This window comes from Legionella tucsonensis, assembly GCF_001468035.1.
Lineage (GTDB): Bacteria > Pseudomonadota > Gammaproteobacteria > Legionellales > Legionellaceae > Legionella > Legionella tucsonensis.
Map to the genome: position 1 here is coordinate 500524 of NZ_LNZA01000001.1, position 11774 is coordinate 512297.

Consider the following 11774-nt stretch of genomic DNA (forward strand, 5'->3'; position numbering starts at 1 on the left):
ATGGATTATCAATTGAGTGAAGAGCAAAAAAGTTTTTGGCAAAAACAGGGATTTATAATTTTGCGAGATTTTCTCTTTATTGATCTGAAGCAACATCTGCAAACCTGGTGTGATGAATTAACATCTTGGCCTGAAACACCAGGAAAGTGGATGAAGTATTTTGAAAAAAATGCTCAGGGCGAGCGCCAGCTTTGTCGCGTTGAAAATTTTATTGATTATCATAAAGGGATGTATGAGGTGGCTAATAGCTCACGTACTTTAAATTTAGTTTCCTCATTAATGGGAGAACAGGCAGCTATTTTCAAAGAAAAAATTAACTATAAATTTCCGGGTGGAGGAGGTTTTAAACCGCATCAAGACGCTCCCGCTTTTATTAGCTTTAACCAACGATTTCACATAACCATGATGGTGGCAATCGATGAGTGCACTTTAGAAAACGGTTGCTTACAAGTAGTTAAAGGAGGAGCTAATAAGCCTGTAGTTCTTCCTCAAGAAGCGGATGGTTCGATTAAAAAGGAAGTTTCAGAAACTCTCCAGTGGACTCCAATTGAATGTAAAACAGGGGACATCATTTTATTTGATTCTTATTTACCCCATTATTCTGAGGCAAACCGTAGCAATAAACCGCGTCGAGCGATATTTATTACCTTTAGTAAATTTTCTGAAGGAGGGATGAAGCGTGAAGCTTATTACCAGGATAAACGGGAAAAATTTCCTCCAGATTGTGACCGCGATCCCAACAAAGATTACTCAGCAGGCGCTGCTATTTATAATGTCGCTAATCCTATTAGTGAAATGATGCAATGAAGACTGTGAATCATATCGATCAAAAAATTGACAGGGCTTTACAGCGTTTGTGCTTCTCCAAAGACATGGATTACATTGGAGAGTCTGTTTCGCAATTAGAACATGCGTTACAGTGCGCTTATTTTGCCGAGCAAGCAGGCCATAGCCAGGAGGTTATTCTTGCGTGCTTATTTCATGATATAGGGCATTTTGCTTCGGATACCAAGCAAAATAAGATGGCAGATTTAGGGGTAGTGCATCATGAATGGATCGGTGCGAAATTAGCATATGACCTAGGATTTTCTGCAAAAGTTGCATTACTCATTGGCTATCATGTGAATGCCAAACGCTATCTGGCAGGAAAGAAAAAAGATTATTTTGAGCGTTTATCTGCAGCAAGCAAGAAAACGCTTTTCTTCCAGGGTGGGGTGATGTCTGATGAAGAGATGTTGCAATTTGAGGCAAACACTCATTTTAAAGATATATTACGAGTGCGAGTAAATGATGAAAAAGCTAAAGAAATTGGCATGGAGGTTCCCAACCTTGTTTATTATCGTCCTTATTTATATAAGCATTTTGCAGAAACAGTGAGATTAACGGAAAATATAGTGCTCCCAAATTATGTGGATAATGCATGGGTAGAGCAATTTAAAACGTCACTTGAAAGTGAGTGTGTTGAGAATGGATAATTTTGATCGAATACTGACTTCATTGCAGAAAATGTCAGGTTAACCAACTTAAAAACTCATGTGGCACAAAATAAATATCGCTTTATTGAGAAAAAGATGGTTTTTGATGAAAAATTTGACATGATGTGTGTTTTTTGGGTAAAATCGTTCTCTTAAGTCGGCTCCGTTTCATGATCTTAAGGGCCAAGAATGAATAGGTACACACAAACAACTCAAGAAAAGAAACAGCTCTGGATTATTTTACTCATTGTCTTAATTAGTTTTATTGGTTCATCTATTGCTTACCCCATTCTTCCACCGTTGTTTTTACAATCTACTGATCAGTTAATTATTTCCCCAGAATGGAGTGAAACAAACAGACGTATTTTGCTGGGGTTAACCCTTGCAATTTTTCCTTTAGGGCAATTTATTGGTTCTCCTATTCTAGGGAAAAATTCTGATTTGTATGGTCGCAAAAAAATATTGGTTATCAGTTTAGTAGGAAGCATTCTAGGATATTTGTTGACTGTTATAGCATTTTGGAACAACAGTTTTTGGCTTTTATTATTCAGCCGCTTTTTAACAGGATTCATGGAAGGAACTTTTGCTGTTGCCAGGGCATTAGCATCAGAATTAACTACCATTAACAAGTTTGTAAGCTTTGGAAGAATTAATAGCATGGCTGGCATTGGTTATATCATTGGACCAATCATTGGTGGTTTATTGTCAAATCCAAATATTGTTCCCTGGTTTTCATGGACGTTCCCTTTTGCTTTTGCAGCATTTGCTTCAATCACTACACTGTGCCTTGCCTGGTGGAAATTACCAGAACATAAAACTCTATCTAAACCAGAAAGAAAATCCATATTGGGCCAAATCAATATTATCCGACAATTCAAGCTCTTATTTCAAAATCATCCTCATCTAATCCATTTGCTCATCATCAGCACGCTGTTTACCTTCGCAGTAGATATGTTTTACGAATTTGGCCCGGTTTATCTTGCCGGAAAATGGTTGATGTCTCCAGGTATGATCGCGATTTATAATGCTGCACTGTCAGCTGCTCTTGCTTTAGGTGCCGCATGGCTTCCGCATCATCTTTTAAAGCATATGCCTATTCATAAAATGATAATCTTGGCTATGATAATCACTGCTCTGATTTTTGCAGCGATGGTTGCTGTTCAATATCCCTCAACCCTATTTTTATTTTTCACGTTTATTGGATTTAGTATCACTACTGTTACAACAACTATGACGATTCACATCTCAAACATGTCTCATACCGCAATTCAGGGCGAAGTCATGGGTGTACAATTAAGCTTGCGCACTTTAGGTGATGCTATTATTTGTTTTGTTGGCGGTTTTCTGATTGTTTTGTCACTCATTACCCCCATTATTTTATGCTGCATCACAGCACTGACTGCTGGCATTCTATGCTTGGTATATTTAAAACCAACAGTCTAAATAGGGTTGTGAATTAATATTCGATCCTTATATTCCAAATTTTATAAAATACAGTCCACTACTTATTCACTTTACTTTGTCATTAATAAAAGATTTATTTAATATTTAATAAATAAATCTATAATTCTTTAGAAATTTTTGTTAAATTAATTCGCCATTGCTTTTATCAGAAGAAGTTTTGCTTAAAAGCACTTTTTTCATGTGGTTATTTTTTTAAGGATGAAGAAATTGTTAAAGAGTAAATATGGATTTGCATTAGCTATTTTGGGATTAACTTTAATTAGTGTTCAACCAAGCAGTGCAGCTACATCAGTAGTAAAAAAACACGCTGTCTGGAAAGATCAAATTGAAAAGAAAGTAGATTGGTTTTCAATGAGTTGGCGTCCCTTTGCAACGGTATCATTAGGTGCTGCATTTACTGACGATGCAGGTAGGTCGCAATTTATTCCTGTTGTCGATCCCATTCAAGACGAGTTTTTTAGTTATGATGCTGGCAATACGGATCAATCTAAATTTATATACGGTGTTTCTCTTGGAGTAGAAATTCTATTAAACCCGAGTTGGTTTTTACAAACAGGATTTAGTTATTATCAACCCATGGAGTTTCATCCTCAAGGTGTTGTGACACAAGGTGCAACGGATGTATTAACACTGGATTCATTTTCATATAACTATGATATACAGGTACACCAAGTATTATTTGAAAACAAACTGTTATATAACTTGATGTATCAATCGCTGATTTTCCATCCATACATTTCAGGAGGGATCGGGGTTAGCTCGAATGCCGCAACAAATTACACTGTCAATATTGTACCGCAATTTAGTACCTTTAGTAATCAATTTAACAATGAGACGCGTACCTCTTTTTCCTACAGAGTAGGGGCGGGTGTAGATTATGAGGTGACAAATCATGTTCGTGTAGGTGTAGGCTATCGATTTTCTGACTTTGGTAAAGTGGAGCTTGGAAATGCTTCAATCGACGGAGTTCCAACATTTAATAATTTATCACAATCTCATTTATATACTAATGAAGTATTAGGACAAATCACTTTTGTGATTTAAAGGAGATATAAAACTTAGCTTGGTTTTATGGAGTCTCCAAAAAGTACGAAATTACTTCAGATGCTTAGACTTTAGGGACATGATTGGCGTTTTGAGTGTGATCTAAATTATCATTTCAAATGATTTAATTCATTCTTCTTACTCAATGATAGTGTCTTGGGCTTTGGGCATCTGTATTTGAATTAAAAGATGTGCTTTTCGAGCAGCTTATTTTTTAAGCATTGTATTAGACTATCAAAGGATGAACAATGAACGATAAATATCATTTGTGTGCGGTTGGTTTTTTGGGGGTTGTCGCTTCAATGACCAGTTTTGCTTTGCCTTTCAATATTACTCCTCAAGGTACCTTGCCTACCATCGTTCATCAGGGAGGAAGTGTGAATGCTGCTTATACCGTGACGAACAACACCTTATCAATGCGTGATAATAACTTTATTAAGTGGTTTCCTCCCAATGTAATTCAAGTACTTGAGCCAACAGACCCGACTGTTTGCCCCCTCTTTTTTAATTTAGGACCATATGGCTCTATTAATCAAAGCTGTACCTTAAAATTGAAAATAACCGGAGAGGTTAGGCGTGATGATCCTGATCCACATCATCATTTATTTGCATGTTTTCCCGGAGGTAAAACCTGCGCCGGTCCAACACAAGCTAATTCGTTAAATGTAAATGTAACAAATGTTCCACCTCCACCTGAAACTCAAATTTCTGTTGCAGTGGGAGGCTATGCAACTCTTAGTAGAGGATTTCCACTCGTTTATACAAGTAGTAATAATGGTGCCACCTGGCCCACTCCAGTATTACCACCACCTGTTGGTTTTTCCGGTAATCAAGTAACACTTATTGGAGTTGCGTGTAATGGAAATCTCTGTACTGCCGTTGGTTTTGCTCTCACAGAACAAGAGACCATTGTACCGTTTTCCTATTCAAGCTCAAATAGAGGAGCAAGCTGGTCTGTGCCTAACTTCTTTCTACGAACAGGCCCTCTTGCCACAAGTAATGATATTCGAATTGTTACTGTGAGTTGTGTAGGCAGCAATTGTGTGAGTGGAGGAACATGGGAAGACAGTGTTACTGGGAATCGTTTTCCACTGAGTTATTGGAGTTCTAATAATGGAGTCACTTGGTCTCAGCCTACTTTTCTTTCAACTACAGCTCTTCCACCAGGAAATCAGGGTGCGAGACTTGGCTCAATTAGTTGCGTAGGAACGAATTGTTCTGCGGTTGGTTTTTATAATGATGTTACAGGTCGACAACCTGTGAGTTATTATAGTGCGAATAATGGTGTTACATGGTCCGAAGCAATCAGACCAAGTACTTTTAATTTCCCAGCTGGATATGTAGGTGGTGCCAAGTTGATGAGTGTAAGCTGTGTTGGAACGAATTGCAGCGCTGTAGGTGAGTCCCCTAATCCAGCAGATCAGTCTGGTTCCTCAACATTACCTATAAGTTATACCAGTGCAAATGGCGGACTTACTTGGTCTTTAGTAAGGTTTCTTTCGACAAATGCCTTGCCCCCTGGAAACAGAGGAGCGTTTCTAAATAGCGTAAGTTGTGCAGGGACTCGTTGTTCTGCAGTAGGGTATTACACTAGAGAAACTGCCGACGGTACTGGGCAACGATTACCTGTGAGTTATTTCAGTGCAGATAATGGTGTGACTTGGTCAGAAGCTGTACTTCCTCCTACAAGCGGGATTCCCGCAGGCTTCCAGGATGCCGAACTAACTGGGGTTTCATGTAAAAATAATATATGTTCTGCAGTAGGGTATTATAATAATTCAATGGGCAATATATTACCTTTAACCTATCAAAGTTTGAATAACGGAATGACCTGGACACTCTTTTTGCCAAGTATTTCTTCTATTCCCGGTGCTGTCCAAGCAGCTACCTTTAGTGTAGGTGGTTCTGAAAGTGGTCTTTTACAGACCTAGTATGGAATGAGTCTAACCCAAGGTGTTTCTTGGGTTAGCCTGATTATTCTAGTGAGTAAAAACGAACAGTCTTTTTTGAATCTAGGATTCTAACTAATAGGTGTAACTTCTTTCTCGTTCGGGGCAATTGTTGTTTTCAACAGTAGAGGGTCTCGATAAAAATCCATAATTGAGCATACCTGACATCTGCCATTGTAATTGCTGATGCTCAATTACTTTACCATGACATGAACTCAAAATAAGTTGTCCGCTATTATTAAAAATAGAGAAATTTTTATTATCAGGTAAATTTTGGCTCGTTTCCTTAGATAAGGAGGTCATTCTGGGATTAGTGATAAGTGCTGCATACATAAAATCCATACGGCTTTCTAGGGGTTCATCAAGCATCGATTCAAAATATTTTTGCGCGCAAAAAGATAATGGGGCTGCACTGCCTGCAAGTGTTTTTACAGAGCATTTTTCTCCAGATGGGAGTTTGCTTTCTTTCATCAGAAAATTACCTTTATTATCTGCCAAATAGAAACTATTCTGCTCTTTACGAATATCCAAACCCCCTAATTTATAGACCCCATCTTGACAACCCGTGGGACCTAAAGCATCGGTTACAAGAATAATTTTATTTTTAACTGCATTCTGTATGAGCGAAATAAATGTGGGGGATAAATGTACACCATCAGTAATGAGTTCCACACCAGGAGGACAATGCTCAGGATTTTCGAGTATCCATTGTACCAAATGGCTTTTTGCGTCACTTAAAGTAAGAGGTCGTGTTTCTCTGCTACACGATTCTTGACAACCATTGCCTAGGTGGGTAAATCCACAAGCGCCTGCTGCAATAGCGCGGCTAATGATTTCCTTATCATCTGGATTGCAGTGGCCAATAAATATTTTTACAAAAATACCTTCTTGTTCAAGTGATTCTATCTGTTTAATAAAATCTTCTGCACCCAGTAAGTCAGGCGCAATTGTTATTTTCCAGTGTTTTATATGAGGTGCTGCATCAATAATATCCCTAAATTTTTCCATACAAATATTATCTTGCAGTACCTCTTCAGCATGAGCGCCTTTACAACTCTTTGAGATAAAAGGACCTTCTAAATGCACACCAAGGATCTGAGTGCAGCCTGGAGTTGGATTCTGTTCTTGTTTCCGCATAAAATCATTAATTTTTGTTAGTGATTTTTTTAAGGCTGGGATAGGCATAGATACTAAAGTTGCTAACGCATAAGAAAGTCCTGTTTTTCCTAGTGCTTTGACAATATGCTCCAATCCCTCATCACTCATTTCATTGCCTAAATCAGCGAAATCAATACCACCTTGACCATGAACATGAGAATCTAACATTCCTGGCATGAAGAAATAGCTGCCTTTAGAATCAATAATTTTATCCTCATGAAAAGAGGATAAATCGTCATCAATATTGAAAATTATCCTTGTCCCTGTTTTGGTAACTTGCACGTGCTTTAATTCTTTAATCCCGGCATCGTTATAGACATACATATTTTTAATTAGCATTTAAAACCCTCGTAGGGATGAGCTCCACATAACAATTTCTGGGAGCTTAATCTATTTCCGGTCTGAGCTCTAAATACATATTTAGAACGGGACCCCCTCAGGAAATGCCCTAGAGTTTCGCTGTTAAATTGGCTAAAATCGCTCGTAGATAAATCAAATTTTTTATGATTTCATTGGCATCCTGCACCATTGTAATTGTAACAAAATATGGGAATGAGATGAATGGAGTGCTTCATATTATCTTTTTAATTAATATTGATCTTCTTTATTCTGAACTTTTTTTTATATCGTATATAACACCTCGAATTCTCGGAGAAAATATTTATGTTTAGCCGCATTATTGTTAGGGAAACATCTGAAGGTATGGCAGGTAAAGCTGCTCGAGCTATTCAAATGAAAATAATGGAAAATAATAAGGAAAAAAAGCCTACCGTTTTGGGACTGGCAACAGGGAGTACTCCTGAACCTTTATATAAAGAATTAGTTCGTTTGCATAAAGAGGAAAACTTAGATTTTTCATTAGTTATCACATTTAATTTAGATGAGTATTTAGGTTTAGAAGCAACACATGATCAATCTTATAATCACTACATGCATCATCATTTTTTTGATCATGTTAATATCAAAAAAGAGAATATTCATATGCTTGATGGAACTGTTCCACTTCAGTCAATTGAACAGCATGCGAAAGAATATGAAGACAAGATTCATGAAGTTGGTGGAATAGACATTCAAATTTTAGGTTTGGGCGTGAATGGTCATATTGGCTTTAATGAACCAGGATCCTCATTTGATTCTAAAACACGATTAATAAAGTTAGATGATAAGACTCGCGAGGCGAATAAACGATTTTTTAATTCAAAAGATGAAGTGCCAACCCATGCAATAACAATGGGAATTGGAACGATTTTACAACACAGTAAGGCGTGTTATTTGCTCGCGTCAGGTACAACAAAGGCAGATATTATTGCGGCTGTTAATCTGGCTTCTTCACCGAACCAAGATATTCCGGCAACAGCTTTATATGCGCATAAAAATGTTACAATCATGCTTGATAAAGAAGCAGCATTTAAGTTGCCATCATCAGTTAAACCAATAAAATCGCCATTACTGTCTCGAAGTATCTATGCCTCTAAAACTTCAGAAAAACCAAAAATAGCTTCTGTTAATGACAGTCTTAACGATGTAAAAATTAATCTAATCTGATAATATTTAAAAACAGAACACCCTAACCCCATATTTAGGAATGACGTATATGGGGTTAATTTCTTATTAGTAAATTTAGATCATCATCTTATTGATAACCTGCCTGATCATTTTGATAGTTTATCTGGCTTTTCCTATATTTCGTTTGGTAGTTAGGTTGGCCATTTTGATAATTTATCTGGCTTTTTCTATATTTTTTTTGGTGGTTAGGTTGGCCATTTTGATAATTTATCTGACTTTTTCTATATTTCGTTTGATAGTTAGGTTGACTATAACTACCTACCCTATAATAATTAGTCGTATATCCTGGAGGAGTGTAACCAGAAGAATAGACATAATTGGCACGGTATCCGGGTGAGTTCACAGCTGTTGTGGTACAGCTACCTAGACCCAATATAGTTGCAGCAATTCCCACGAACCTAAATGTTTGATTCATAATGACCTCCTGTCGTTGAAGTGCAACTTTATTGTAGTACTGGATTATTATTTGATCAAATTGAATTTTAATTTATCAAATTTATTGAGTTTGGATAGAGGTTCATTGCGATACTTGAGATGTCTAATAATATAAAACCTCTATTTTTGAGAATGGATAAAGCTTTTTATTTCAATAAAGCAATAGTGAAGAAATGGCTTATTGAGTTTAATTTTAGAAATTCCTTCTTTATGATCTCTTAAATGAATTATTTCAATTAGAGGGATATTTGCATCCGAGTTAAGGTAGTGAATGGTTTCTTTTGTATCCACTCCATATTGATCTGAATCTAATCTTCCATTTCCATGTATGAGGCAATTACGAATTTTAGAAATATTGACTAACATTTTCCAATGCTTGCTATCAATAGTATATCCTTGTTGGTTCAGAGCAGGTTCAAATCGTAATATACTTGCATTTTTTTTAATTAACAGGGTTTCACATTCATAATACAAGGCTTCTTCTAGTTTGGCATAAATTTGCAGGAAGGTAGATTCAACTAGAGTTTCCAAGCTTAGGTTATAAAACTCCAGAGTATGCATTTCATCTATTGTGAGTTCATTGATATTTTTCTTTGATTCGAAATGAGCTATCTCTTTTTCGATGAATGTGGTCAGTAATTCGTATAGTTTTAGTTGATATTCAAAATGAATTGTTTTAAGAAATTTAAATTGATTCATTGCTCATTACCCATGTTAGAGATAGTTTTTGCATAGAAAATAAATTTAGCTTAAGGAACAACTGAGCGTATGATCGGATTTTGCAGTGAAATCAGTGTCTCTGTTGATTGAATTTCATCAATAAGCTGAATTTTATTAACTAATAACTGCTGTAAAGTGTCTATGGATTGGCACATTACTTTGATAAAAATATTAAAATGATGACCAATAGTGTAATAAGCCTCGATGACCTCTTCTAAATCTTCCAGTTTCTTTAAGACGGCTTGATAATCTTTCGCATGATTCAAAGTAATGCCAATGAAACAACAGACATCATATCCTAATCGTTTGGGGTTAATATGTACATGTACCCCCTCAATAATACCTGCTTGCCGCATTTTTTCTACACGTACATGAATCGTAGCAGGACTTACAGCGCACGCTTTAGCAAGTTCTGCATAAGCAGTACGTGCATTTTTTATTAATGCGTTCAGTATTTTTCGGTCAAGATTATCGATTGGATAATTTTCTGGGTCTTTCATGGTGATTTTTTAAAATTTATTTAAATATTAATCTATTTTAATATATATTGTTTATCTTATCTATGTTTATTTTAAATTTATAATAAAATTTATGTTGAAATTCAATATAATGTTAAGTTCATTTATTTTTGAGGTAATGTGATGAAACAGGCATTTATTGAAAAGCAAAAACAAATAAGCTTTGTTAAAAGTTTTTTTTCCCGTGAATTGGAACAAAAATTAGGTCTTATTGAAGTGCAAGGACCATTATTGGCTCGTGTTGGGGATGGTGTACAGGATAACTTATCTGGCACAGAACAAGCAGTTTCTGTGAAGGTTAAAGCCATGCCCGATCATTCTTTTGAGGTTGTTCATTCTTTGGCTAAATGGAAAAGAAAATTACTTGGAGAGTTTGCTTTTCAAGCAGGAGAAGGCATTTATACTCATATGAGCGCTTTAAGACCCGACGAAGAGGTATTAAGTGCAACCCATTCAGTTTTTGTGGATCAATGGGATTGGGAGCGTGTCATAGACTATAAAGATCGTTGTTTAAGCTATTTAAAAAAAACAGTCATTGAACTCTATGAAGCAATAAAAAAAACAGAACATGTGGCCAGTGATTTTTATGGTTTGACCCCATTTCTTCCTCAATATATTCATTTTATTTATAGCGAAGAATTACGCGCTTTATATCCTCATCTATCGCCTAAAGAACGAGAGCGAGCTATCACTAAAAAATATGGAGCTGTTTTTTTAATCGGGATTGGAGGTACGTTATCCGATGGAAGACCTCATGATTTACGTGCCCCAGATTATGATGATTGGAGTTCCGTGAATGAAGTAGGATTAACCGGCTTAAACGGTGATATTTTAGTTTGGAACCCGATAATTGCAGATGTTTTTGAAATTTCCTCTATGGGTATTAGAGTCGACGAAGCCATATTAAAATATCAATTGGCATTAACAGGTTGTCAGCATCGTTTAGATTTTGATTGGCACCAGAAATTGATATCCGGTACATTACCTCAAACAATTGGCGGTGGTATTGGTCAATCTCGTTTAGTGATGCTTATGTTGCAAAAAAAACATATTGGAGAAGTTCAGTGTAGTGTCTGGCCTGAAGCTATAGAAGTTTGACACATTAGAGCTCTTGCATAACCTGCATCTTCTACTTTATTGCTGCGTTACAAATGGCTCTCCGGCGCTCATTTACTCCATGTAAACTCCGCTCCGCGAACCCTTTGTGCCTTGTATTAAAGCAAAATCTACAGGTTATGCAAGAGCTCTATTCTAAGAAGAAGTCGAGCGTAATTTAAGATTACTTGGATTACGCTTGCTATTACAGCCTCGATTAAAAATTGGAAATAAGTACTAAAATTAGTATATGGAGATAAATGACCCATTTACTTACATGGATATAAATCACAAACTATCAAAAAGCTCAATTGTTTTCAAAGAATAAGTGAACAAGTATACGCATATAG

Annotated in this window: 11 protein-coding genes; 7 read left to right on the plus strand and 4 right to left on the minus strand. The window is 36.4% G+C overall.

Features of this window, described 5'->3' with window-relative positions; translation table 11 throughout:
* The 5 genes from Ltuc_RS02200 (at position 1) to Ltuc_RS02220 (ending at position 5914) form a co-directional block, all read left to right on the plus strand.
* Entirely contained in the window at positions 1-807 is an 807-nt protein-coding gene (locus Ltuc_RS02200) for a phytanoyl-CoA dioxygenase family protein (RefSeq protein WP_058519724.1), read from the plus strand.
* A complete protein-coding gene (locus Ltuc_RS02205) occupies positions 804-1475 on the plus strand; it encodes an HD domain-containing protein (RefSeq protein WP_058519725.1) in 672 nt (223 codons plus the stop codon). Before Ltuc_RS02200 ends, Ltuc_RS02205 begins: the two co-directional genes overlap by 4 nt.
* A 189-nt stretch (positions 1476-1664) precedes the next feature.
* Entirely contained in the window at positions 1665-2918 is a 1254-nt protein-coding gene (locus Ltuc_RS02210) for an MFS transporter (protein WP_058519726.1), read from the plus strand.
* A 219-nt stretch (positions 2919-3137) separates the two neighbouring features.
* A complete protein-coding gene (locus Ltuc_RS02215; RefSeq protein ID WP_083498027.1) occupies positions 3138-3983 on the plus strand; it encodes an outer membrane beta-barrel protein in 846 nt (281 codons plus the stop codon).
* Between the two features lie 248 nt (positions 3984-4231).
* Positions 4232-5914, plus strand: a complete 1683-nt coding sequence (locus tag Ltuc_RS02220; RefSeq protein WP_058519728.1) for a sialidase family protein — start codon at positions 4232-4234, stop codon at positions 5912-5914.
* A gap of 93 nt (positions 5915-6007) precedes the next feature.
* Here the strand turns inward: Ltuc_RS02220 and Ltuc_RS02225 are convergent, their stop codons facing one another.
* Positions 6008-7429 carry a hypothetical protein gene (locus tag Ltuc_RS02225; protein WP_058519729.1) on the minus strand — a complete coding sequence of 474 codons (1422 nt, stop codon included), beginning with the start codon at positions 7427-7429 and terminating at the stop codon, positions 6008-6010.
* Positions 7430-7753: 324 nt separating this feature from the next.
* On the opposite strand from Ltuc_RS02225, the gene nagB reads away from it, so the two are divergent.
* Positions 7754-8635: a glucosamine-6-phosphate deaminase gene (gene nagB, locus Ltuc_RS02230; RefSeq protein ID WP_058519730.1), complete on the plus strand. Its 882-nt coding sequence runs from the start codon at positions 7754-7756 to the stop codon at positions 8633-8635.
* 88 nt (positions 8636-8723) lie between these two features.
* On the opposite strand, the gene Ltuc_RS02235 is transcribed toward nagB, so the two are convergent.
* The 3 genes from Ltuc_RS02235 to asnC form a co-directional block, all read right to left on the minus strand.
* Positions 8724-9071: a hypothetical protein gene (locus tag Ltuc_RS02235; protein ID WP_058519731.1), complete on the minus strand. Its 348-nt coding sequence runs from the start codon at positions 9069-9071 to the stop codon at positions 8724-8726.
* A 140-nt stretch (positions 9072-9211) separates the two neighbouring features.
* Entirely contained in the window at positions 9212-9790 is a 579-nt protein-coding gene (locus Ltuc_RS02240) for a hypothetical protein (protein WP_058519732.1), read from the minus strand.
* 50 nt (positions 9791-9840) lie between these two features.
* Positions 9841-10311, minus strand: coding sequence for a transcriptional regulator AsnC (gene asnC, locus Ltuc_RS02245; protein WP_058519733.1), 471 nt, complete (start codon positions 10309-10311; stop codon positions 9841-9843).
* Between the two features lie 141 nt (positions 10312-10452).
* Between asnC and asnA the strand changes: the two genes are divergently transcribed.
* Complete coding sequence (gene asnA, locus Ltuc_RS02250) at positions 10453-11427, plus strand: aspartate--ammonia ligase (RefSeq protein WP_058519734.1); 975 nt, start codon at positions 10453-10455, stop codon at positions 11425-11427.
* Positions 11428-11774: the final 347 nt, after the last annotated feature.